Here is a 22,684-nt window from a genome sequence, read left to right as displayed (position 1 = left end):
GGAGAGTACCTGACTCGAATTCGAGTAGGATCGGATTTATCTTAAAGGGGATCAATCTAATTAAGGGCTTTTGATTGGTTTAAAACATGGGTTGGGCTGATCACACTTTTTCCCTCTATCCCAAAAATAAGCTGTTTTTTTTTGATGTTCAATAATAATTAATTATTTGTTATTGAACTGTATGCTAAATTTAATTATGTAAAAATATTCTTGTTGATAACTAGACAAATTACCCTTGATTCTGATATGATGGAGTCGGTATCAGCTTGAAATTCTGTATTTACCAAATTTGTTCTAGGTTTAAGATAAACTGGGGCAAGATATCCTCTCCTGATAAGGTTAAGGAATTTTCTAATATTTCCACTTCTTGATTGAGTCGATAAATTTCTACCGTTTTTGTTTGAGGGTCGATTAACCATCCTAAACGAGTTCCATTTTCTTGATATTCCTTCATTTTATTTTGAAGGGTTTTAATATTATCACTGGGAGAACGTAACTCGATCACAAAATCAGGACATAAGGGTAAAAACTTTTCCTGTTCTTCGGGGGTTAAGTTCTGCCATTTTTCTAAAGAGATCCATGACGCATCAGGAGAACGATCTGAACCATTAGGCAGTTTAAATCCTGTAGAGGAATCAAAAGCAATTCCGAATGGATTTTGGCGACTCCACCTTTGCAGTTGATAGGCAATTTCAATATTCCGATGCCCGGTTTTTCCTCCTGCGGGTGACATAATTACTAATTCTCCGTTAAAATTCCGTTCAAATCTTAAATTTCGGTTATTTTGACAAAGTTTAAAAAACTGTTCATCTGTCAGATCAATAGTTTCTAAGTTTAAGGTGAATTGGTTCATAATTATTTATTTTAGGGTAATTTTAAATTAAAACTATTATAGCGGGAATGAATATAATCCTAGCAAATTAAATCTATTTTAGCCATTTTCTATGAATCATAAAAAAAGAGTCTTGATTTTAGGAGGAACGACCGAAGCGGTGGCAATAGCAACTCAAATTAATCAAATTCCAGGTGTGGAAGCGATCGCTTCTTTAGCAGGTCGAACTCAGCAACCCGTCACTCAAACTAACCCGGTTTCTTTTCGGATCGGAGGATTTGGGGGAATAGCTGGATTAGCAAACTATCTACGCCAGGAACACATTGATTTGGTAATTGATGCCACCCATCCCTTTGCCGCTCAAATTTCCTTTAATGCTGCTCAAGCCGCCTCCGAATGCGGTATTCCCCGATTAATGCTAATTCGTCCCCCTTGGCAAGAAGTATTAGGAGATGATTGGATTGAGGTAGACACGAATCAATTGGCGGCAAAGACTTTACCAGGGTTAGCTGAACGCATATTTCTCACCATTGGTCGGCAAGAACTCCCTGCTTATGCCCATATAAAAAATATCTGGTTTTTGATGCGGATGATTGACCCTCCTGAAACCGATTTGCCCATCCCCCCCGGACAGTTAATCCTGCAACGGGGGCCGTTTTCTTTAGAGTCAGAGCGATCGCTTTTACAAAAATATCAAATCGGGGCAATTGTTAGTAAAAATAGCGGGGGTAATGCCACCTATGCCAAAATTATTGCCGCCCGGGAGTTAGGATTACCCGTTGTCATGGTAAAACGTCCCCCTGTTCCTGAAGGGGAGACCGTTACAGATGTAGAAAGTGTTCTCTCCTGGGTGAAAAACCAATAATCAAACTCAATTAAATTATATCTGTCAATAACGTTTGTGAATCGATTTACATTCCCAAAAAAGTCCGGGTTCAACCGTCAAAACTTGCTCAGTTGGTATGAACAATTCCCATGCTCTTTTCTTCTCCAATAAATATGCCAAAAGGATTCCTGAATTCCCCTGTGATATAAAATTCTTTAGCGATCGCATCAACCTATTTAAGATATCTTTTTCTGCCCATGAATACATAGAAACCAGAATTATTCCCAATTTAGGATATATACAATTTAAGATAATTATATAGCAAGTCTAAATGGATTGTACAAAAGGACTCGCGGTGATTATTAATCCCAAAAAATATCTATATTCCCCTAGAGGGGCGAGGCACGCCTCGCCCCTACGATGAATTGGATGTCAAACTATTTATACAATTGATTTAGACTTGCTATAACATTTTCTTCAGTTAATTAAAAGAACAAACCACCAAAGATGTCAATAAGGTTTTAAAACAACCCATTGAGTTACGGGAGCCATGGCTTTCCAGCCTAAAAATTTACCTACAGGTTCAGCCCTTTGAATCCCAATGCGGATCAGTTCTCCCCCTAATTGACTGTACCACTGAAAGATCATTAATTCGCTTTCTACGGTAACAGCATTGGCAACCAAACGACCGCCCGATGGTAATGCTTGCCAACAGGTTTCTAAGAGTTCGGGGACTGTAATCCCCCCACCGATAAAAATAGCGTCGGGTTGGGGCAAATCTTGGAGAGCACTCGGCGCTTTTCCCGCCACAATTTTGAGGTGGGGAGTTCCCAATGCCGTTGCATTATCAGCAATATATTGTAATCGGGTCGGGTGCTGTTCGATCGCAATACTTTGGCAAAGGCGATCGCTCCGCATCCACTCAATCCCAATGGAGCCACAACCCGCCCCCACGTCCCACAGTAGTTGTCTGGGTAGGGGAGCTAGAGCCGCCAGGGTAATCGCTCGCACTTCTCTTTTAGTTAACTGTCCGTCATGGCGATAGGCAAGATCGGGCAGTCCGGGGAGGCGAGGGGGGAGGGGGACGGGTTGGGAGGAAATACAGGTAATCGCGATCGCATTCAAATCCGCGATATCCGTGGCATTCCAACCACAGGCAGTCCCCTCAATGCAGCGTTCTCGGGTTCCCCCTAGATGTTCTAATACCACCATCTGACTCTCCCCAAAGCCCTGTTGGGTTAGCAGTTGGGCGACGATGGCGGGAGTCTGTCGATTAGCACTGAGCACCAATAATTTAGCTCTCGGATAAAGTACCGCATTTAACAAAGCTAACGGACGACCACATAAACTTAATGTTTCTACCTCCGTGAGCGACCAACCCAAACGACTACAGGCGAGGCTAAAGGTAGATGGAGATGGAATAATTGTGATTTCGTTGATCGGAAGGTGACGAGTCAGGGTCACACCAATGCCATAACACATCGGATCACCACTAGCTAAAACACAGACGGCTTGACCGCGACGACGAATAATCTCATAAATAGAATCTTCAATTGGCGAATCCCAGAGGAGTTTTTCTCGTTTATCTTCTTGGGGTAGCATAGCAAGATGACGTTCACCCCCAACAATCACAGAGGCATGGGAAAGGAGAATTCGTCCCACGGAGGTTAATTCTTCGAGTCCATTTTCTCCGATTCCCACAATCGATAGCCATGGATGCAGCTGATCCCTACCAATCATAATAAAAAAAGATTGATGTTATAAAGACTGATACTGAAACCTTTTCCTCATTTGTTTTTCATTCCTAACATCCCCAAAAACACCAAAAAACGCCCCCCTCGCGGAGAGCGTCTTTTGGAATATTGAGGTTAAAAATTAACCATTAATTTGAGGAGCAACCAAAGCCACAGGAGCCGATTCACCAGAAGCTAAGTCTAAGGGGAAGTTGTGAGCGTTGCGCTCGTGCATGACTTCCATACCCAGGTTAGCGCGGTTTAACACATCCGCCCAGGTGTTGATCACGCGACCGGTAGAGTCGATGATTGACTGGTTGAAGTTGAAACCGTTCAGGTTGAAGGCCATGGTGGATACACCCAAAGCGGTGAACCAAATCCCGATCACGGGCCATGCACCTAATAAGAAGTGTAAGCTACGGCTGTTGTTGAAGCTGGCATATTGGAAGATTAAACGACCAAAGTAACCGTGGGCTGCAACGATGTTGTAGGTTTCTTCTTCTTGACCGAATTTGTAACCGTAGTTTTGGGACTCGACTTCGGTGGTTTCACGCACCAAAGAGGAGGTAACTAAGGAACCGTGCATGGCGGAGAATAAACTACCACCAAACACCCCAGCAACGCCTAACATATGGAAGGGGTGCATCAGGATGTTGTGTTCGGCTTGGAACACTAACATGAAGTTGAAGGTTCCAGAAATTCCTAAAGGCATACCATCAGAGAAGGAACCTTGACCGATGGGGTAAATCAGGAACACGGCGGCTGCTGCTGCAACAGGTGCAGAGTAGGCGACGCAAATCCAAGGACGCATCCCTAAACGGTAGGATAATTCCCATTCCCGACCCATGTAGCACAGGATACCAATGAAGAAGTGGAAAATCACTAATTGGTAAGGGCCACCGTTGTACAGCCATTCGTCTAAGCTGGCTGCTTCCCAAATCGGGTAGAAGTGTAAACCGATGGCGTTCGAGGAAGGAACAACCGCACCAGAGATGATGTTGTTTCCGTATAACAGTGAACCAGCTACGGGTTCACGGATGCCATCGATGTCCACTGGGGGGGCTGCGACAAAGGCGATGATGTAGCAGATGGTGGCGGTTAACAGGGTGGGGATCATCAGAACACCGAACCAGCCCACATAAATGCGGTTGTTGGTGGATGTCACCCAATTACAGAACCGTTCCCAGATAGAGGCGCTTTCGCGCTGCTGAATCGTGGTTGTCATGTTAGGTATGATTGCTATGTATTTGTCGAGGTTCGTTGGTAGTTATTTTACTACCTTGACTACTAATATGACACAGATGATTGCGTTTTGTAAAGAGGTTTTAATAAAATTTTTCCCAATGTATGTAATCAGGAAATCTTATCTTTTGATTTCTGCTGTGTCGGGGTGGGGCGAGATCAACTCGCCCAAAGAATTTAACCAGGGGGCCATTGCAGTTGACGGCCACCAAGAATATGAAAATGAAGATGATCTACAGTTTGTCCGCCATCTTCGCCAGTATTAATGACAACCCGATAGCCGCCGTCCAGTCCCGCATCCTGAGCAACCTGTTTCACCTTCAACATTAGATGTCCCATAAGTGCATGGTCTTCTGGTGTAGCATCAGCCAGTTGCGGAATAGTTTTTTTAGGAATCAACAGGATGTGAACTGGGGCCTGGGGGGCAATATCCCGAAAGGCCAGACACAAATCATCCTCATAAACAATATCAGATGGAATCTCCCGACGGATTATTTTGTTAAAAATCGTATCAGCCATAGATTTATCCTAGGGTGAAAAAATTACACTCCTATTTAATTTAAGGATTTATTGTCTTTTGGGAGCAAATTCGAGACAATCTTTATAATATTTTTCTAAACCCCTCCCCATTGATGGCTGATCGGTCAGACATCCTGAATATATAAGTAATATTAGGGTACGGAGGCAGAGCGCTTTTGAAAATCGTTATCCTGAGTTAGAAACTGCTAAAAAAGGTAAGTTTGACATTCTCCATAGTCACCTCAAACAAGAATATCGCCAATCTCAAAAACAACAACAATCTTCACCTCAACCCCAAACAATAGTATCCCCAATTCCTGATATTAACTGGCATCAAATCTGTGAATCTCGCCTCGACGCCTACGAAGAACGCTTTTTCAAGAATAACCCGTTAACAGGGATCGATTTTTATGTTCCCTTGGGGTTAGTGGAACCGAAACGGGAACAGGAAAAACGACAAAAACAGGAAGTGAACCCAGAGGACGGGTCACAATTTTATCAATTAGCGGAAACGGAAATAACGAAAACCTATAACGAACCTAATCAATTTTTTGAGGACATTTTACGACAGGGAAATAGTAAAAGTAAAGGTCAACGGTTAGCAATTATTGGGGAACCAGGGGCGGGAAAAACAACCTTATTATATCAAATTGCTCGATGGATTTTACAGGAAAATTTAGGTTATCCGATTTTAATTCGCTTGGCGGATGTTGATAAACCCATACGAGATTATTTAACTCAAAATTGGTTACGCGATGCGACGGGAAGTTTAACGGGAGTTTCGCCGGAATGGGTTGCTGGGTTTGAGATGTTGATTACAAAAAAACAAAATTCTTCGGCGGTTGAAACCGCGTCTGTCCGCGAAGGCGGACATCGTTTGTGTAGTCGCGAATTCCATTCGCCGGATACTTATTCGCCTTCTTCGACGTATTATTCGGCGGTTGAAACCGCGTCTACACAGACAAAACCCGCCTTCGCGGGTTCGCAAATTGTGCCATTTTCCCAACAGATTCAGGAATTTATTGAACAATGGTTTAATGATAAAACCCAGAGTCAGGAATTATTAAAACAGTTAAAAGAACCCAACCAAACCCGCATTAATGATTTAATTAAAAATCCCCTGCGGTTAGCGTTATTATGTCGGACTTGGAAACGGGGGCAAAAATTACCGGAAACCCAAGCGGGACTTTATCAACGGTTGGTTAATAGTCATTATCAATGGAAGGATGAACAGAAACCGTTTCAAATTCCATTGGAGGTGCAAGAATGTCTCCATGAACAGCATCACAACACCCTGACCCCCCATCCTGAAATTTCCGATATTACCCCCGTTGGCAATACTCCAACCGTGCGACAATTAGAACAACAAATCACCGATATTTGTAGCCAACTTCCTCACCTTCCCCTCCACTGCATCAACGTCAACAAACTACTAACCCTCAACACCAAAAACGAATTTATCCAAGCATTTTGTAACCGTCTTTATCAAAAACTCTTACCCCATGTAACTCCCCCCGAAGTGCAGACGCCCGCTAACCTAGAAACCAAAATTATCCACCTGAAACAGCAACTCCAAACCTATCTGTTCATTCTGTTACTCGCAGATGGGACACCCACCCCCGAAGTTATCGACTGTTGCGACTATCTCACGGACGTCTTACACCTCGGTTGGATAACTCCCGACCCCCTACCCTTACCACCCCCGCAACGTTCTTTTGTGGCGTCACAGGAGAATTTGTTAGAAGCAGTTGAAAGTTGGGTTGCGGAATATTAATCAACTCCAGAAAGTCAGAAACCCGGTTTCTCGGAGAAACCGGGTTTCTGGATCATCCTCAAGACTGAGATAAATTTGGCGAGATTATGTTACTATTTTAGCATATAAATAAAGTCTAAAAATAATTTAATGGATCAGCACTATGGCAACTAAAAAGCTTTATATCCCTTCCGAAGAATATCGTCAGATGTTAGTCCGTGATGGCGATCGCCGTTTTAAAGAATGGCATGACAAATTCTTGAAATATCAACAGCTATTTCTGGCAGATATGAACAAACGCAAAGTAGGATAATTTTTAGTCTAATTATTATTTTTTTAATATAGCAATCCTATTTGAGTTTTGTTCTTAATTCTTGAGAAATAGGGAACAGGGAACAGGGATAATACTTCTGGATGTTTTAAAGTTAGGTCAGCTTAACCCAAATTAGCCCGTTAAAAAGCGTTTGTAGGGGCGAGGTGACCTCGCCCTTATCTATTACCAACTAGACTTAACAACACCGGGCAATAACCCAGCATGGGCCATTTCGCGGATGACGTTACGAGATAATCCAAAATCCCGATAGAACCCTCTGGGGCGTCCAGTTAACCAGCAACGGTTTCTGACACGGGTTCTGGAACTATCCCGGGGGAGTTGTTGGATTTTGCGGTGAATTTCCATTTTTTCTAATTGAGACCCAGCTTGCTCGAACTGGTCTTTCAGATCAGCGCGTTTTTCCGCATATTTTTCTACCGTTCTTTTGCGCTTATTATTGCGCTCAATCATGCTTTTTTTAGCCATATTAAGGCTGTTCTCCTTGTAAATAATTATTTATGCTTTAGCAAGTTTTTTTCCTGCGCTGGGGACGGTTGATCCTTGAGCAGAGGGGCATAAATCAGACAATTCACAATTATAACACATTGGACTACGCGCTGTACAGACGGCCCGACCATGATAAATTAAGCGAATTGACCAGTTTTCCCAGTCTTCCTGGGGAATTAAAGGCATCAGATCCCGTTCAATCCGAATTGGATCACTGTGGGAAGTCAGTCCTAGCCGTTGACTCAGCCGTTTAACATGGGTATCCACCGTCACCCCCATATTAATCCCGTAACCATGGGCTAACACCACGTTAGCGGTCTTTCGAGCCACCCCAGGGAGTTCTAAAAGTTGTTCCATCACTTTTGGTGGTTGTCCCCCGTATTTTTCCGCCAACAGTTGACAGGAGCCTTGTATATGGCGGGCTTTGTTCCGATAGAACCCCGTTGACCTGACTAGGGTTTCCAGTTCCGTAATATCGGCTTGGGCTAAACTTTGGGCGTCGGGAAATCGAGCAAATAGGGCCGGAGTGACTTGATTTACCCGTTCATCTGTGCATTGGGCTGATAGAATTGTGGCGACTAATAATTGCACTGGAGTTTGATAATTTAAACTACAGGTGGCATCGGGATACAAGCGTTTGAGTCGCAATAAAATTTCCAGGGCTCGTTGTTTGGGGCTGCGCTTTTTCTGAGTCACCATATTGATGTTTATTGTTGAAAGAGCGATCGCACCCAACCTAAATCCGTGAGATTAATCGTATCTCGAATAATCAAGAAAACCCCTAATCCCAATAACAACATCAAACCCGTTTGCATCACATTTTCTTGAATTTTCTCAGGTAAGGGTTTACCGCTAATTGCTTCAAATAACAAAAAGGCTAATTGACCGCCATCTAAAGCCGGAAGGGGTAAAATATTAATGAAGGCTAAGTTAATACTAATTAACGCCGCAAATTGCAACAAATTCCATGGATCGGAACGGGCAATATCCGCCCCAAATTTGACAATTCCCACCGGGCCAGATAGCTGTTCTGCGGTTTCACTAAATCGACTAATTAATTGTCCAAAACCAGATGCAGTTAAGTTAATAATCCGTTGAAATTCCGTTGCACCCTTGCTTAATGCTTCAATTGGGTTCGCAGCCCGATGACGAACAATTGCTCCATTTGCGGTTAACTGTACCCCAATTCGACCTTTCCCATCACTTCCTAAATCGGGAACCACATTCACCGATAACACCTGATCCTGTCTTTTAATCTGTACGGATAAAGGTTGATTCGGATGGGTTTGAATAACTTCAATCAGAGTTTTAATTGAAGTTTCAGAAGCCCCTAATTCCTGACCTTCTACGGCTAAAATAATATCTTGAGATTCAATTCCGGCTCGGTTGGCCGCAGAATTCGCATTTTGAGTGACTTCTGCCACTTTTACCCCCGGTTCCGGGTTAAAACTGGGAACCCCAATAATTCCAATTTGAGTTACCAATAAAAAATAGGCAAAAATCAAATTAGCAATTACCCCCGCACTAATCACAATCGCCCGATCTAAAACGGGACGATTACTGAGTAAATTCGGATCATTTTTCGGAATGGTACTCTCAGGATCATCATCGGGAAACCCCACATATCCCCCCAGGGGTAAACCTCGAATTGCATACTCGGTTTCTGGCCCTTGATATTTCCATAATATCGGGCCGAAGCCAATGGAAAAACGATTAACATGGATATGTTGGAGACGGGCGGCTAAAAAATGCCCCAGTTCATGAACAAAAATTAAGACTGCAAGAACAGCGATCGCTGCCAATATTGACATGAATAAATCCTATAAAACGACAATTGAGCGGTTCTAACCATTCTAATATCACAACTCAGGTGTTGGGTATTGAGAGTTCAACGGTAGTATGATAATCACACGGGAGAAATTCAACGACTGACCCAAAACCCGAACACTGAAACCCGACAACCCCTATGACAACTACCCTTTCTCATACTCCCCTGTATAACGTCTCCGTTGAACTCAATGGCCGCATGGTGCCCTTTGCAGGTTGGGAAATGGCGGTTCAATTTAGCGGAATTAACCCAGAACATCAAGCTGTCCGCCAAGCGGTGGGAATGTTTGATATCTCCCACATGGGCAAATTTGTTCTACGCGGGGAAAACCTGATTAATGCCTTACAATCTCTTGTCCCTTCAGATTTGAGCCGTTTACAACCGGGTGAGGCCCAATATAGCGCCCTCTTAAATGCCCAGGGGGGAATTTTAGACGATATCATTTTTTATGATCAGGGGATTGATCAGGTAACGAATCTGCCCCAAGGGGTAATGATTGTGAATGCGGCGACTAAATCCCGTGATAAAGCTTGGATTAGTGCCCATATCGAGGATCAGGGGATAATATTAGAAGACCTATCCCGAGATAAAGTATTATTAGCCGTTCAAGGGCCCCAAGCTGAAGCCACATTACAGCCTTTTGTCAGCGATAATCTTTCTGAAGTTAAGTTTTTTGGTCATATCACCACAACAGTATTAGGAAAAACTGCCTTTATTGCCCGCACAGGATATACCGGAGAAGACGGTTTTGAGGTGATGGTGGCTCCTTCTGTTGGGGTGGAATTATGGCAAAGTTTAGCCGCCGCCGGGGTGACGCCCTGTGGTTTGGGGGCCAGAGATACCCTGCGTTTAGAAGCGGCCATGGCTTTATATGGACAAGATATTGGTTTAACCACTACTCCCCTAGAAGCGGGTTTAAATTGGATTATTCATTGGGACACCAAGGGAAAATTTATTGGTCGTCAGGCCTTAGAACAGCAAAAAGCCGCCGGAGTGAGCCAAAAATTAGTCGGGTTAGAAATGCAAGGACGCCATATTGCCCGTCACGGATATCCGGTTTTATTTAATGGTGAAACCGTCGGAGAAATTACCAGTGGAACCCTATCACCCACATTAGGAAAAGCCATTTCTATGGCCTATATTCCCACCGCCTTATCTAAAGTGGGTCAATCTTTAGAGATTGAAATTCGGGGCAAAACCTACCCCGCAACAGTAGTTAAACGTCCCTTTTATCGTTCTCCCAATCGGCCACAAAAATAAGGGCAGGGGGAGCAGGGGGAGCAGGGGAGGCAGGGGGGTGTCCTCGCTCGTTAACTATCAACTATTAACTAAAGTACGTTGTTGCGCTTGGGCGCTCTGAAGAATGGGCTAAAGCCTAACAACAAATTATGAGTAAAACCAAATTATTAACAATTGGATGGCGGGAGTGGGTGGCCTTACCTGGTTTGGGAATTGGAGAAATTAAAGCTAAAATTGATACGGGGGCGCGGTCATCAAGTTTGCACGCTTTTGATATTCATATTTTGGAATTTAAGGATAAACAACGGGTGCGGTTTAAAGTCCATCCAATTCAACGGGATACCCTGAATACGGTCAGCGCTGAAGTGGACTTAATAGAATATCGAACTGTCCGTAATTCCGGTGGACTTATGGAGTCAAGACCCGTGATTTTAACAGATATTGAACTGATGGGAAAACAATGGTTAATTGAGTTAACTTTAACCAATCGGGATGCCATGGGATTTCGGATGTTATTAGGAAGACAAGCGATTAAAGGACGGTTTTTAATTGACTGTCATCAATCCTTTTTAAGTCATTCTTAATAGCAGAAAACCCCAGCATTTAAGACAAAGTTTATTTATGAAAATTGCGATATTATCCCAAGACGGTTCCCTTTATTCAACTAGAAGAATCAGACAAGCCGGGGAACAACGGGGGCATGAGATAGAGATTATTGATTATTTAAGATGTCATATTTCGCTGAGTTCTCAGAGTCCAACTGTGATTTGTGAAGGCAGATATTTAACAGAATTTGATGCTATTATTCCTAGAATTGGCGCGTCAAAAACCTTTTATGGAACCGTGATTGTTCGTCAATTTGAACTGATGGGAATATTTACCTTAAATGAATCCCAAGCTATTGCCCGTTCTCGGGATAAATTAAATGCGTTGCAAAGTTTAGCTAAAGAAAAAATTAGTTTACCTAAAACTGCGTTTGCTAATTCTGTTAAAGATATTGATAGTTTAATTGAACAGGTGGGAGGTGCACCTTTAATTATTAAATTGTTAGAGGGAACTCAAGGAATGGGGGTAATTTTAGCTGAAAGTTATCAATCAGCTAAATCTATTATTGAAGCGTTTCAAGGGTTAAATATTGATATTTTAGTTCAGGAATTTATTCATGAGTCTAATGGTGAAGATTTACGCTGTTTGGTGATTGGGGATAAGGTGGTGGCGGCGATGAAACGCATTAGTAACCCGGGAGAATTTCGCGCGAATTTACATCGAGGCGGGAGAGCAGAAAATGTTAAACTAACAACAGAAGAACGGAATATGGCGATTAAATCGGCAAAAGTGATGGGGTTAAAATTAGCAGGGGTTGATTTAATTCGTTCCCATCAAGGGCCATTAGTTTTAGAGGTAAATTCATCCCCTGGACTGGAGGGCATTGAAACAATTACAGGTATTGATGTTTCCGATAAAATTATTGAATGTTTGGAGAAAAATATGATAAAAAGAAAAACACAAAAAATGCAGGATAAAATTTAAACGTGATTATTTTTTTCTGCCTTTTTTATAAAACTGCGATCGCCTTGCTATAATTCAGATGATGACAGCATCGACTCTAACATCAACAACTGCGTTATTTTAGTCCAGAAGGTGAATTAATTGCCACCCCAACCGAAACCGCACTCCAAGCCCAAACCTTAGCAAACTTGGAACAGCAACAGACCAAAGGGTTAGCCGAATAACTCAAAAATCACCGAAAGACACGCCGTGGCAAGTCTCTACAGAGGTGTTTTTGCCCAAATAAAACCCTTAAGATGAGGAAGGCAGGTTATAATTTGTTACCGAAGTTAGCAAAACTTAAGTTTTATGAGTAAACCCACCGTGAATTCGTTTTTTGTAGGCCGTGCCTTAGCTGAAGGACTGTACGAACAACTGGGAAATAGTCTGACCAACGCTTTGAGTGAACTAGGAAAATTTGAGGCTGAACAGAAAGAAAATCTACGACAGTTTACCCAACAGGTGATGGAACGCGCTGCCCAAGAAGTGGCAACCGTTGTTGGCGACAGTAGCTTTCCCGCATCTAACAGTGAACCCGTAGACTTACAGGCCACCATTGACGAACTGCGGGCCGAAGTTGCGGAATTACGCTCCGAACTGCAAAAATATCGTAATCGTACCGTTTAAACTCTTTTGTAGTCAAAATAAGCGCTTATTGGGTTAACTTCATTGTGGAAACGGTTGTGTCAGTTCCTGTTGATCATTCGATTCGGGGTTCAGAACCAGAACCCCGAATTAATCCGCCTTTAGTCACTCCTCCAGGCAAAAATTATGGAGGCAAAGCCTACCGTTGGAACCGCAAAAATTATTCCCGTCAACGACGTTTTATAGACATTTGGACGTTTGTTTTGACGTGGTTAACTTGGTTGTGGGTCGATGGTAAAAAATGGAGTTACTGGGGCGGTTTTACCGAAGATAAAAAAAATGCTCGTCGTCGAGCGCAAGCAATTTGGGTGAGGGAAACCTTTTTAGATTTAGGGCCAACTTTTATTAAAGTCGGACAATTGTTTTCCACCAGGGCGGATTTATTCCCCTTTGAATATGTAGAAGAACTTTCCAAACTTCAAGATAAAGTTCCCGCTTTTAGCTATGAACAAAGCGAAGAAATTATTCAAGAAGATCTGGGTAAAACCGTTCACGATTTATTCCAGAATTTTGATCCAATTCCCTTAGCTGCCGCGAGTCTAGGTCAGGTTCACAAAGCCCAACTCCATTCGGGTGCGGATGTGGTGGTAAAGGTTCAGCGCCCAGGACTAAAAAAATTATTTGAAATTGACTTAGCAATTTTGCGAGGCATTGCTCGTTATTTCCAAAATCATCCCCGTTGGGGAAAAGGTCGAGATTGGGTGGGAATTTATGACGAATGTTGTCGGATTTTATGGTTAGAAATTGACTATCTGAATGAAGGTCGAAATGCCGATACCTTTAGGCGGAATTTCCGTAATTTTGATTGGGTGAAAGTGCCGAGGGTTTCTTGGCAATATACCTCCCCCCGAGTTCTGACCTTAGAATATCTTCCCGGGATTAAAATTAGCAATTATGAAGCCTTAGAAGCATCGGGACTTGATCGTAAAGAACTGGCACAAATGGGGGCAAAAGCCTATTTAGAACAACTCCTCAACCATGGCTTTTTCCATGCTGACCCCCATCCGGGTAATATTGCGGTGAGTCCCGGGGGAGAATTGATTTTCTATGATTTTGGCATGATGGGACAAATTACCTCCAATCTGCGGGAAAAACTCATGGAAACCCTATTTGGCATCACTCAAAAAGATGGCGACCGGGTGGTTAAATCCTTAATTGCCATGGGAGCGATCGCACCTACGGGGGATATCGGCCCGGTACGTCGGTCAGTTCAGTATATGCTGGACAACTTTATGGATCAACCCTTTGAAAATCAATCCATTGCCTCCATCAGTGATGATTTGTATGAAATTGCTTATGACCAACCCTTTCGTTTTCCCGCAACCTTTACCTTTGTGATGCGGGCATTTTCGACTTTAGAAGGAGTCGGAAAAGGACTCGACCCCGAATTCAACTTTATGGAGGTGGCACAGCCGTTTGCCATGCAGCTTATGTCTAATGGAAATCTTCCCAATACTGCCAATAGTATTTTTAATGAATTCAGTCGCCAAGCGGTTCAAGTCGGTTCCTCGGCCTTTGGTTTACCCGGACGCATTGAAGATACCCTAGAGAAACTCGAACAGGGAGACCTGCGAATGCGGGTTCGTCTGGCGGAAACCGACCGGGCGTTAAGACGAATGAGTAATGTGCAAATGGGGACGAATTACACCGTCTTAATCGCCGCCTTGACTCTATCGGCGACACTCTTATTCATTAGTGATAAAGTGGGATTAGCTCTGTTTGTAGTATTCTTAGCTGTTGCTCTGGGGATTGCTTTCTTGAGGCTGTTACGACGGATTGATCGTTTGGATCGGATGATGTAAATATCTCCGTGGCTGGTCATCTATTTTGTAACACTTCTTAATGATCCTCCGGGGTGGATATAGGAAAATTTAAGAGCCCAACCTGCTTGGGAGTTAGAGGTCAATCTTTACTTGTTTATGAAACGTTATTTTGCTGGAATGACGGATACGGGCAATGTTCGTAACGTCAACCAAGATGCTTACTATATTGATCCCGATGGCCGTTTTTTTATTGTCGCCGATGGCATGGGTGGACACGCGGGCGGCCAGGAAGCCAGTCTGATTGCTGCTGAAACCATTAAAGAACACATTCTTGAATATTGGGATAGTTCTGAAGCATCCCAAACTATCCTCAAAAATGCGTTTGTCGCCGCCAACCAGGCACTTTTAGAGGATCAGCAACAACATCCTGAACGCTCGGATATGGGAACCACAGCGGTTGTGGCTCTATTCCGAGATCTCGATAGTCCTTGGTTTGCGAATGTGGGGGATTCCCGGTTATATCGTTTACGGGGACATCAGTTAGAACAAATTACAGAGGATCAGACTTGGGTGGCTCAAGCGGTTAAATCCTCCCGTCTCACCCAAGATGAAGCTCGCACCCATCCTTGGCGTCATGTTTTGTCCCAGTGTTTGGGACGCGAAGATCTCTCGGAAATTGCGATTGACCAGATGAATGTCCAGTCTGGAGATCGCCTATTATTATGTAGTGATGGTTTGACCGAGGAACTCTCAGACGGGATTATTGCTTCCCATCTAAAATCAATTCGAGCTTGCGATACCGCAGCGACAACCCTAATCAAAGCTGCCAAAGATCGGGAGGGTAAGGACAATATTACGGTGATTGTGGTCGCGATTGATTAAATACCAGAGTTAGTCCCATGCGTGTGATTGGTTTGATTAGTGGAACTTCGGTGGATGGGATTGACGGGGCCCTGGTGGAGATTTCGGGTTTCCCTGGGGATTGGCAGTTGGAATTCCTGGCTGGGACAACCTTTCCCTATCCGGTGGAGTTGCGATCGCAAATTTTGGACTTATGCGGTGGAAAGCCTCTATCCATGCCCGAACTAGCCGAATTAGATGATGCGATCGCCACGGTTTTTGCCCATGCTGCTTTAACTCTACAACAGTCCTGTGAACCCGCCGAACTGATTGGCTCCCACGGTCAAACGGTGTTTCATCGTCCCCCCCAAGGCAATCAACTGGGTTACAGTCTGCAACTGGGACGGGGAGAGCTAATCGCCCAGTTAACGGGTTTAACCACCGTCAGTAACTTTCGGGTCGCGGATATCGCCGCTGGGGGTCACGGCGCGCCCCTAGTTCCAATTCTCGATGCCTATTTCCTCCGCCATCCCCAATACCATCGCTGCATTCAAAATCTGGGGGGTATTGGCAATGTGACTTATCTTCCAAAAACCGATCACCCCATTTTAGGCTGGGACACCGGGCCGGGAAATGCTTTAATAGATTTGGCTGTACAGTATTTCTCTAAAGGTGCTCAAACCTATGACCGGGACGGAGCTTGGGCGGCGACGGGAACTCCCTGCGTCGCCATGGTTGAGGGGTGGTTACAGCAGGATTTTTTTCAGCAACCGCCCCCAAAATCAACGGGACGGGAATTATTTGGGGTGGACTATTGGCAACGCTGTTTAAGAGAAGCTGAACCCTATAATTTAAGTCCTGCGGATATTTTAGCCACCTTAACGGAATTAACCGCCGTTTCAATTCATCACAGTTATCATCAATTCTTACCCCAGTTACCAGAGCAGATCCTATTATGTGGGGGGGGTAGCCATAACCACTATTTACAACAGCGTTTACAAACTTTATTTACCCCAATTCCAGTTTTTTCCACTTCAGAACTAGGCTTAAATGCTGATTTTAAAGAAGCGATCACTTTTGCCGTTTTAGCCTATTGGCGACTATTAGAAATTCCGGGAAATTTACCTTCGGTAACGGGCGCGGTTTCCGAAGTTTTATTGGGAGAAATTCACCCTGTCTTGACTCCCAATATGATAGGATCAAAACCAGTGACTTAAATCGATAAGATTTTTTCAATCTTGGTGCAAATAAGGATAGCACTGTGGCTCACACATTTTTGATGGAATCTGGTCAATGGTTAATAGAAGGAAATTGGATTGATCGGAGTCAAATGCCAATTGCCCTTCGCGGAAAAACAGTTATTGCCTGGCATCAAAGCGACTGGTTCAGTATGGTGACAAAATTAGTTTTTCCGAACAGCGATCATGAAGATATTATCCTACAGTATCGGGGACGATTAGATGGCAATGAGAGAGAATATACCTTTGTTTTACAACATAGTCAACTCGGAAAAATCGAAGGCGAAGGTTTAATTAGCCCCGAATCGATTGTCCAACGTTATCGGGTTTTAGGAGATGAACGCCAACGTCGGAATGGCTTTGAAACCATTAGAAAAGTCGATTCTGCCCACTACTATTATTGCGGTGGAATCATGGCGGGGCATTCTTTGAATTTAATTAGTGTGATGGAAGCGACCCTAGAACGTAAATAATAAATAAGAGTTCCGGGCTGATCTGGAATCAAAATTTAACCCCAAGTGAGTTGAAATCAGCAGTTTGACGCCCCATTACCTTAACTTGTTTCCGAGCGACGGAAAAAAGTGAAAGATAGAGGTCGCCGACTGTAAACGCTTCAAGGTCTACTCCTGGGCAAAATTGGGTTCGAGTCCCCAATGGTGTTTGAGAAAATGTTGATACATATTTTCCCTGACCATCATGTGTTCATAGAGATTAATCAAAAACTCCTGAGCCTGTTCTGGACTCATTTGACCGACTTGCATCTTGAAGGAGGTGAGGCTGAATTGTTGCTCAAGAGATAACTCTGCGGGTTGGTTCATGGCTGACTCCTTACGGGTTCTCCAGTATTGTTAACAAGTGTAACAAGTATTTGACAAATTGTCCACTACCTTCTAGGAAGATATGTGTTGTTATGAAGATAGCAAATATTTTTAGACATGGTGTAGCACAGGATACGAGTTTTGACTACAACCCCTCAAGATCCCAAGACTCAAGGGGAATTGAAGACTTATTAATTGCGGAATCTTTTAATTTGGATGTGTTAAAGTAATATAGGGGATTTGAAAATCTTATAAGGTTTTATCTTTGACTCCTAAGGATGTGTAATTCAATATGACTCTTTCTAAGACTAATCAACCCAAGCCCTTGTGGAGTCGATTCCGTTTCCTGTCCTACGGTGTACTGGGTCTTCTGATTTTTTATTTCAATTCGACTTGGGATTCTAATATTTTTGTTAAGGGATATTTAACACTCATAGAAGTACAAACTTCTATGGTTTTGTTATACTTTATGATAGCTAGGCTTTCCAAAAGCCCCACCCGCAAAATTGATCTCTAATTCCCACTGATTTAACTTAGATTAGTCTTTTGAATATTTTAAATTCAGGAGAAAACCTCATGAAAAATAAATTTTTAGCTGCCTTACTCGCTTTCTTTTTAGGTGCATTTGGAATTCATAAGTTTTATTTAGGGGAAAACTTTGGCGGAATTCTCTATTTCCTATTTTCCTGGACTTTTATTCCCGCTATTCTTGCCTTCTTTGATTTTCTGGGTTTATTATTAATGTCCGATCAAGCCTTTGATGGTAAATTTAATCCCGGTGTAAATACCGCAGTTTTAAATGGGAGCCATTCTCGACAGGATGTCACTACCGCCATTGCTCAACTGAAAAAACTCTATGACCAAGATGCGATTACCGCCGAAGAATATGAAGAAAAACGTCGCAAATTATTAAATGAATTGTAAATATTAATAGGAGTGACATTCAAGGTGTCTAATCTATCCCAATGGTTTCAGAAAACCCCGCAGTGGTTATACTGGTCTTTGTTTCCCGTATTAGGAGGATTAGCCATTGTTTATGCGGGGAGTAAAACCAAAACCCAATCCTGGGTTTACACTGGTTTAGGGTTTGTGGCGGCAGCTTTTATCCTATCAAATAGTTCTTGGAGCGGAATTATTTGGATTGCTCAAATTGCCACGGCGATCGCCCTGAAAAAAGAATTTTTAGCCAAAACCTATCCTAATTCTTTAACCAACTCCCATGAATCCCACCTGATTAAATTAATCGCTAAACATCGAGATCAAATTGATATTAATAATTGTTCTAAACATGACTTAGTTCATGGCTTAGATTTACCAATTGTTTATGCTAATGAAATTGAAGAAATGAAACGGGAAGGCTATAATTTCACGAGTTTAGAAGAACTTTCCGAATTAATTGGAATTCCTGAAGCCACGTTAAAAAGGATTGAGCCTTTAGTTTCATTTGGGTTTGATATTAATAGAGAAATTCATCATTCATGGCGACGGTTAAATGTTTTATCCATGGATGAATTAGTGAGTTTAGGATTGCATCTCAATGCAGCTAAAATTATTGTTTTAGAACGTCAACAGCGCGGAAGTTATAAGTCTTTTCTCGATTTTAAAAAACGGTCAAAACTCCCGTTACATCTCTATCGCCATATTTTATAATTATAGATATAGTATACAAATGCCAGCCAAAGATATTTACCATGACACCGTTAAAAATGCACTTATTAAAGATGGCTGGATCATTATCCATGATCATCTAAGTCTGAAAATAGGTAATAAAGATATTTTCATTGACTTAGCCGCCGATAAGTTATTAATTGCTGAAAAGCTGGAACAAAAAATAGCCGTCGAAGTGAAAAGTTTCATTAGTCCATCTGAAATAGAAGATTTAAAAAATGCCCTAGGTCAATACATTTTATACGAGAAAGTTTTAAGCCGTCTGGGTTGTGAAAGAATACTTTATCTAGCAATTCGTGAACCTGTATTTAATCGTTTATTTACAGAAGAAATTGGAAAAATATTGTTAGAAGATAAAACAATCAAATTACTTGTTTTTGAACCAGAACAGGAGGTTGTGATTCAATGGATAAACTAAACCATTACCGCCAAATTATTGTCTCAGTTCTCGACCCTTATAGTCAGATTGCTTATGCTAATGTGAATATCAGAAATTGCAAAGTCTTTGATCTAATTAATGATCAATACTTAATCCTTTCAGAAGGTTGGGAAAATCAACGCCACATTCATAGTTGTTTAATTCATGTTGAAATCCTCAATCATAAAGTTTGGATTCAGTGTGATAATACAGAATATGGGATTACTAACGACCTCTTAAAAGCCGGGATATCTCAAGAAGACATTGTTTTAGGATTTCACGAACCTGGGGTTAGAAAATATACAGGCTTTGGCGTTGCTTGAAACCCTAAAATCACAAGTCAAAAACCTCTATAAATGCAAAGGATCAATATCAATTGTAATATAAACAGAACCGGAATTAAAATCAGAAAATTTAGGTAAAATAATAGAAGAATCTTGAGCAGTTTTAATTAAAATTTGCCAGCGATAACGGTTAGCGACCCTAAGAATTGGAGCCGGAGCCGGGCCCAATAATTCAAAATCAGAATTAGGATTATTTTCCAATAAAAACTCTGCTAATCTTTGGGCAGTTTGTTCAACATCTTGCTGATTAAAACTACTCAAACGTAACAATATTAAACGACCATAGGGCGGATAATTTAACTCCTGTCGCTGTTGTAATTCCGTAGCAACAAAAGACTCATAATCATGACGTTGTACCGCTTGAATCACCGGATGTTCGGGGGTGTAGGTTTGTAAAATTACTCGCCCGGGATCATTGCCCCGTCCCGCCCGTCCCGCTACCTGGACTAAGGTTTGAAAAGCCCGTTCACTAGCTCGATAATCTGATAAATGTAATAACCCATCTGCGGATACAATTCCCACTAAACTAACGGACTCTAAATCTAATCCTTTAGTTAACATTTGGGTTCCCACTAATAAATCCGCTTCTCCATTGGCAAACTGAGTTAATAGGGTGCGATGGGCATTTTTTCGAGAGGTAGTATCACTATCAAATCGAATACATTTCAACTCAGGAAATAACCGATTTAATTCTTCTGTAACCCGTTGCGTTCCACTGCCAAAATGTTTAAAATAAGGAGAGTCACAATCGGGACAGCGTTGGGGATAGAGTTGGCTATAATTACAATAATGACATCTTAAAAGTTGGGCGGCATTTTGATGTTCATGATGATAGGCTAAGGATACATCACAATGGGGACATTCCATTACATAACCGCAACTCCGACAGGAAACAAAGGTACTATGTCCGCGACGATGAATAAATAATATTCCTTGTTGACGAGTTGCTTTTAATTGATGTAGGGCGGTTTGTAAATCATCACTAAAAATAGAGCGATTTCCTTGACGCAATTCTTGGCGCAGATCAACTATTTTTATTGGCGGCATGGGTCGCGCTTGAATACGTTCGGGAAGGGATAAATAAAACCGATTTTGTTGAGTTTTTTGTTTAATTTCTAACCAACTTTCTAAGGAGGGAGTTGCCGATCCTAAAATTAAGGGACAATTTTCTAATTCCGCCCGCCATTGGGCAACTTTTCGGGCATGATAACAGGGAGAAGGTTGATCTTGTTTGAAACTGCTATCATGTTCTTCATCTAAAATAATTAATCCTAATTTCGGTAAAGGTGCGAAAATAGCCGAACGAGTTCCGATAATAATTTGGGGTAAACCGAGGGTCATATTCCGCCAAGTATCATACCGTTCTCCCACGGAAAGAGCGCTATGATAGACAAAGACTTGCTCGCCAAAACGGGCGCGAAATCGGTCAGTTAATTGAGGAGTCAAGCCAATTTCAGGAACTAAGACTAGGGCGGATTTTCCGATGTTTAGAATAGGGGCGATCGCTTGTAAATAAACTTCGGTTTTTCCCGAACCCGTAACCCCGTGTAATAAAATTTGAGCATAGCTGGATAAACAGTTAATTGCTTGTAAAGATTCCGTTTGATATTGATTTAAAAGTTTAGGCTGATCGGAAGTTTGAAAAATTCCTTGATCCTGTCTGAGAACTTCTCTTTCAGTAATTACAATACAGCCTTTTTCAGCTAAGTTTTTTAACAGACTAGAACTGGTACTACAAATTTTAATTAAATCATTCAACCACAGTTCTCCCCCCTGTTGCTTGAGAACTTTAATCACCAGAATTAAAACTTCCTGTTGACGGGAGGTTAAATCTAAGGGGATAATATCATCAACTAACGTAACCGCCTGTTTTAATTTGGGACGGGGAGGACTGGGGGGTTCTAAATAACTTTCGATCCAGTTTCGTTGTAATAAATCTTTTAACCCCCGTTGAGAATTAATCACATTTTGTTTTAAATATTTCCAAGTACAATCTCCTGTAACTGAAGATTGCAAAAGTTTTAAAATAGAATTCGCCGCCGGATTTAAAAATAATTGAGCATCCCGGGGAATAGCTTCAGGAATTAAACGGATACGACGTTGACTTTTCCCTAATAATCCCGGGGGTAAAGCCGTCCGAATCACTTGAATTAAAGGGGTTTGATAATAATTAGAAACTTGCTGTAATAGTTGCCAATAGGTTGAAGGGAAGAAACCATTACAAATAATATCTTCAACAGCTTTAACTTTATTTTCAGGTAAATCTGGAGGCAGTTTATTCATTAACTGGATCACAATTCCACCTAATTGTTGATTCCCAAAAGGAACACTAACAATATCTCCAGGTTTGATGATTAAATCTTGAGAAACTCGATATGTAAATAGTTTTTGTTCTTCTTGTTCGTCTGTATTAAAACCATAAGGAACATCTACTAATACTTCAACAAATGATCCTGAACCCACAGAAAAATCACCCGAATCATCCTGATAGTAAGATGCACCCGATTCAGCAACAATAAACTTAGATTGATCGTAAATCAAAGAAGACATCAGCAGTTTTTGTTGAGTGTTAATTCCGGTGGCGGGTAACGGAGCAGGAAAACCGAACAC

24 protein-coding genes are annotated in these 22,684 nt (G+C 42.1%); 15 read left to right on the top strand and 9 right to left on the bottom strand.

The features are described from left to right. Positions 1-280 precede the first annotated feature (280 nt). Positions 281-853: a Uma2 family endonuclease gene (locus PL11201_RS15485; RefSeq protein WP_144017779.1), complete on the bottom strand. Its 573-nt coding sequence runs from the start codon at positions 851-853 to the stop codon at positions 281-283. 91 nt (positions 854-944) lie between these two features. Here PL11201_RS15485 and PL11201_RS15480 point away from each other — a divergent pair, with 91 nt between their 5' ends. Next, positions 945-1,697 (top strand): cobalt-precorrin-6A reductase, encoded by a 753-nt coding sequence (locus PL11201_RS15480; RefSeq protein ID WP_079679839.1) that lies wholly within the window; start codon positions 945-947, stop codon positions 1,695-1,697. 471 nt (positions 1,698-2,168) lie between these two features. On the opposite strand, the gene cbiE is transcribed toward PL11201_RS15480, so the two are convergent. From cbiE to PL11201_RS15460, 3 genes are all read right to left on the bottom strand, one after another. Continuing rightward, on the bottom strand, positions 2,169-3,398 hold the full coding sequence (cbiE, locus tag PL11201_RS15470) for a precorrin-6y C5,15-methyltransferase (decarboxylating) subunit CbiE (protein WP_079679837.1): 1,230 nt from the start codon (positions 3,396-3,398) through the stop codon (positions 2,169-2,171). A 135-nt stretch (positions 3,399-3,533) separates the two neighbouring features. Further along, complete coding sequence (gene psbA, locus PL11201_RS15465) at positions 3,534-4,616, bottom strand: photosystem II q(b) protein (RefSeq protein ID WP_079679836.1); 1,083 nt, start codon at positions 4,614-4,616, stop codon at positions 3,534-3,536. Positions 4,617-4,810: 194 nt separating this feature from the next. Continuing rightward, the gene (locus tag PL11201_RS15460) at positions 4,811-5,152 is read right to left on the bottom strand and encodes a histidine triad nucleotide-binding protein (RefSeq protein ID WP_079679835.1); all 342 of its coding nucleotides are present in this window, start codon (positions 5,150-5,152) and stop codon (positions 4,811-4,813) included. A 427-nt stretch (positions 5,153-5,579) separates the two neighbouring features. Here PL11201_RS15460 and PL11201_RS15455 point away from each other — a divergent pair, with 427 nt between their 5' ends. Then, positions 5,580-6,926, top strand: a complete 1,347-nt coding sequence (locus PL11201_RS15455; protein ID WP_144017778.1) for an NACHT domain-containing protein — start codon at positions 5,580-5,582, stop codon at positions 6,924-6,926. A 142-nt stretch (positions 6,927-7,068) separates the two neighbouring features. Beyond that, a complete protein-coding gene (locus PL11201_RS26815; RefSeq protein ID WP_200816783.1) occupies positions 7,069-7,218 on the top strand; it encodes a hypothetical protein in 150 nt (49 codons plus the stop codon). 183 nt (positions 7,219-7,401) lie between these two features. Here PL11201_RS26815 and rpsN read toward each other — a convergent pair whose 3' ends face one another. From rpsN to rseP, 3 genes are read right to left on the bottom strand one after another with little or no spacing between them, the layout of a single operon-like run. After that, the gene (rpsN, locus tag PL11201_RS15450; protein ID WP_026785328.1) at positions 7,402-7,704 is read right to left on the bottom strand and encodes a 30S ribosomal protein S14; all 303 of its coding nucleotides are present in this window, start codon (positions 7,702-7,704) and stop codon (positions 7,402-7,404) included. A gap of 30 nt (positions 7,705-7,734) precedes the next feature. After that, a complete protein-coding gene (gene nth / locus PL11201_RS15445; protein WP_079679833.1) occupies positions 7,735-8,424 on the bottom strand; it encodes an endonuclease III in 690 nt (229 codons plus the stop codon). An 8-nt stretch (positions 8,425-8,432) separates the two neighbouring features. Next, positions 8,433-9,536, bottom strand: coding sequence for an RIP metalloprotease RseP (rseP, locus tag PL11201_RS15440; protein ID WP_079679832.1), 1,104 nt, complete (start codon positions 9,534-9,536; stop codon positions 8,433-8,435). Between the two features lie 155 nt (positions 9,537-9,691). Between rseP and gcvT the strand changes: the two genes are divergently transcribed. The 8 genes from gcvT (at position 9,692) to PL11201_RS15400 (ending at position 17,299) form a co-directional block, all read left to right on the top strand. Next, on the top strand, positions 9,692-10,813 hold the full coding sequence (gene gcvT, locus PL11201_RS15435) for a glycine cleavage system aminomethyltransferase GcvT (RefSeq protein WP_079679831.1): 1,122 nt from the start codon (positions 9,692-9,694) through the stop codon (positions 10,811-10,813). Positions 10,814-10,941: 128 nt separating this feature from the next. Beyond that, positions 10,942-11,376 carry an ATP-dependent zinc protease family protein gene (locus tag PL11201_RS15430; RefSeq protein ID WP_079679830.1) on the top strand — a complete coding sequence of 145 codons (435 nt, stop codon included), beginning with the start codon at positions 10,942-10,944 and terminating at the stop codon, positions 11,374-11,376. Between the two features lie 37 nt (positions 11,377-11,413). Beyond that, complete coding sequence (gene rimK / locus PL11201_RS15425) at positions 11,414-12,322, top strand: 30S ribosomal protein S6--L-glutamate ligase (protein ID WP_079679829.1); 909 nt, start codon at positions 11,414-11,416, stop codon at positions 12,320-12,322. 327 nt (positions 12,323-12,649) lie between these two features. Further along, the gene (locus PL11201_RS15420) at positions 12,650-12,967 is read left to right on the top strand and encodes a DUF6825 family protein (RefSeq protein WP_079679828.1); all 318 of its coding nucleotides are present in this window, start codon (positions 12,650-12,652) and stop codon (positions 12,965-12,967) included. 56 nt (positions 12,968-13,023) lie between these two features. Continuing rightward, the gene (locus PL11201_RS15415; RefSeq protein WP_079679958.1) at positions 13,024-14,787 is read left to right on the top strand and encodes an ABC1 kinase family protein; all 1,764 of its coding nucleotides are present in this window, start codon (positions 13,024-13,026) and stop codon (positions 14,785-14,787) included. Positions 14,788-14,904: 117 nt separating this feature from the next. Next, entirely contained in the window at positions 14,905-15,630 is a 726-nt protein-coding gene (locus tag PL11201_RS15410) for a PP2C family protein-serine/threonine phosphatase (protein ID WP_079679827.1), read from the top strand. Positions 15,631-15,647: 17 nt separating this feature from the next. Then, entirely contained in the window at positions 15,648-16,805 is a 1,158-nt protein-coding gene (locus PL11201_RS15405; protein ID WP_079679826.1) for an anhydro-N-acetylmuramic acid kinase, read from the top strand. Between the two features lie 44 nt (positions 16,806-16,849). Continuing rightward, the gene (locus tag PL11201_RS15400) at positions 16,850-17,299 is read left to right on the top strand and encodes a hypothetical protein (RefSeq protein WP_200816782.1); all 450 of its coding nucleotides are present in this window, start codon (positions 16,850-16,852) and stop codon (positions 17,297-17,299) included. A gap of 147 nt (positions 17,300-17,446) precedes the next feature. Here the strand turns inward: PL11201_RS15400 and PL11201_RS15395 are convergent, their stop codons facing one another. Further along, positions 17,447-17,644, bottom strand: coding sequence for an NblA/ycf18 family protein (locus tag PL11201_RS15395; RefSeq protein ID WP_079679824.1), 198 nt, complete (start codon positions 17,642-17,644; stop codon positions 17,447-17,449). A gap of 576 nt (positions 17,645-18,220) precedes the next feature. On the opposite strand from PL11201_RS15395, the gene PL11201_RS15385 reads away from it, so the two are divergent. From PL11201_RS15385 to PL11201_RS15370, 4 genes are read left to right on the top strand one after another with little or no spacing between them, the layout of a single operon-like run. After that, a complete protein-coding gene (locus PL11201_RS15385) occupies positions 18,221-18,568 on the top strand; it encodes an NINE protein (protein ID WP_079679822.1) in 348 nt (115 codons plus the stop codon). Between the two features lie 24 nt (positions 18,569-18,592). Continuing rightward, positions 18,593-19,294: a helix-hairpin-helix domain-containing protein gene (locus PL11201_RS15380; protein WP_079679821.1), complete on the top strand. Its 702-nt coding sequence runs from the start codon at positions 18,593-18,595 to the stop codon at positions 19,292-19,294. Between the two features lie 19 nt (positions 19,295-19,313). Further along, entirely contained in the window at positions 19,314-19,730 is a 417-nt protein-coding gene (locus PL11201_RS15375) for an element excision factor XisH family protein (protein ID WP_079679820.1), read from the top strand. After that, positions 19,718-20,053, top strand: a complete 336-nt coding sequence (locus PL11201_RS15370) for a XisI protein (protein WP_079679819.1) — start codon at positions 19,718-19,720, stop codon at positions 20,051-20,053. The genes PL11201_RS15375 and PL11201_RS15370 overlap by 13 nt, the downstream gene beginning before the upstream one ends. A gap of 27 nt (positions 20,054-20,080) precedes the next feature. On the opposite strand, the gene priA is transcribed toward PL11201_RS15370, so the two are convergent. Further along, a complete protein-coding gene (gene priA, locus PL11201_RS15365; protein WP_079679957.1) occupies positions 20,081-22,624 on the bottom strand; it encodes a primosomal protein N' in 2,544 nt (847 codons plus the stop codon). Positions 22,625-22,684: the final 60 nt, after the last annotated feature.

This window comes from Planktothrix sp. PCC 11201, assembly GCF_900009135.1.
Lineage (GTDB): Bacteria > Cyanobacteriota > Cyanobacteriia > Cyanobacteriales > Microcoleaceae > Planktothrix.
The sequence above is the reverse complement of the archived record's forward strand: the minus strand, read 5'-3'. Positions and strand labels throughout refer to the sequence as shown.

Coding starts and splice junctions, on each gene's coding strand:
- PL11201_RS15485 (WP_144017779.1), bottom strand. CDS start 853: ATGAACCAATTCACCTTAAACTTAGAAACTATTGATCTGACAGATGAA.
- PL11201_RS15480 (WP_079679839.1), top strand. CDS start 945: ATGAATCATAAAAAAAGAGTCTTGATTTTAGGAGGAACGACCGAAGCG.
- cbiE (WP_079679837.1), bottom strand. CDS start 3,398: ATGATTGGTAGGGATCAGCTGCATCCATGGCTATCGATTGTGGGAATC.
- psbA (WP_079679836.1), bottom strand. CDS start 4,616: ATGACAACCACGATTCAGCAGCGCGAAAGCGCCTCTATCTGGGAACGG.
- PL11201_RS15460 (WP_079679835.1), bottom strand. CDS start 5,152: ATGGCTGATACGATTTTTAACAAAATAATCCGTCGGGAGATTCCATCT.
- PL11201_RS26815 (WP_200816783.1), top strand. CDS start 7,069: ATGGCAACTAAAAAGCTTTATATCCCTTCCGAAGAATATCGTCAGATG.
- rpsN (WP_026785328.1), bottom strand. CDS start 7,704: ATGGCTAAAAAAAGCATGATTGAGCGCAATAATAAGCGCAAAAGAACG.
- nth (WP_079679833.1), bottom strand. CDS start 8,424: ATGGTGACTCAGAAAAAGCGCAGCCCCAAACAACGAGCCCTGGAAATT.
- rseP (WP_079679832.1), bottom strand. CDS start 9,536: ATGTCAATATTGGCAGCGATCGCTGTTCTTGCAGTCTTAATTTTTGTT.
- gcvT (WP_079679831.1), top strand. CDS start 9,692: ATGACAACTACCCTTTCTCATACTCCCCTGTATAACGTCTCCGTTGAA.
- PL11201_RS15430 (WP_079679830.1), top strand. CDS start 10,942: ATGAGTAAAACCAAATTATTAACAATTGGATGGCGGGAGTGGGTGGCC.
- rimK (WP_079679829.1), top strand. CDS start 11,414: ATGAAAATTGCGATATTATCCCAAGACGGTTCCCTTTATTCAACTAGA.
- PL11201_RS15420 (WP_079679828.1), top strand. CDS start 12,650: ATGAGTAAACCCACCGTGAATTCGTTTTTTGTAGGCCGTGCCTTAGCT.
- PL11201_RS15410 (WP_079679827.1), top strand. CDS start 14,905: ATGAAACGTTATTTTGCTGGAATGACGGATACGGGCAATGTTCGTAAC.
- PL11201_RS15405 (WP_079679826.1), top strand. CDS start 15,648: ATGCGTGTGATTGGTTTGATTAGTGGAACTTCGGTGGATGGGATTGAC.
- PL11201_RS15395 (WP_079679824.1), bottom strand. CDS start 17,644: ATGAACCAACCCGCAGAGTTATCTCTTGAGCAACAATTCAGCCTCACC.
- PL11201_RS15385 (WP_079679822.1), top strand. CDS start 18,221: ATGAAAAATAAATTTTTAGCTGCCTTACTCGCTTTCTTTTTAGGTGCA.
- PL11201_RS15375 (WP_079679820.1), top strand. CDS start 19,314: ATGCCAGCCAAAGATATTTACCATGACACCGTTAAAAATGCACTTATT.
- PL11201_RS15370 (WP_079679819.1), top strand. CDS start 19,718: ATGGATAAACTAAACCATTACCGCCAAATTATTGTCTCAGTTCTCGAC.
- priA (WP_079679957.1), bottom strand. CDS start 22,624: ATGTCTTCTTTGATTTACGATCAATCTAAGTTTATTGTTGCTGAATCG.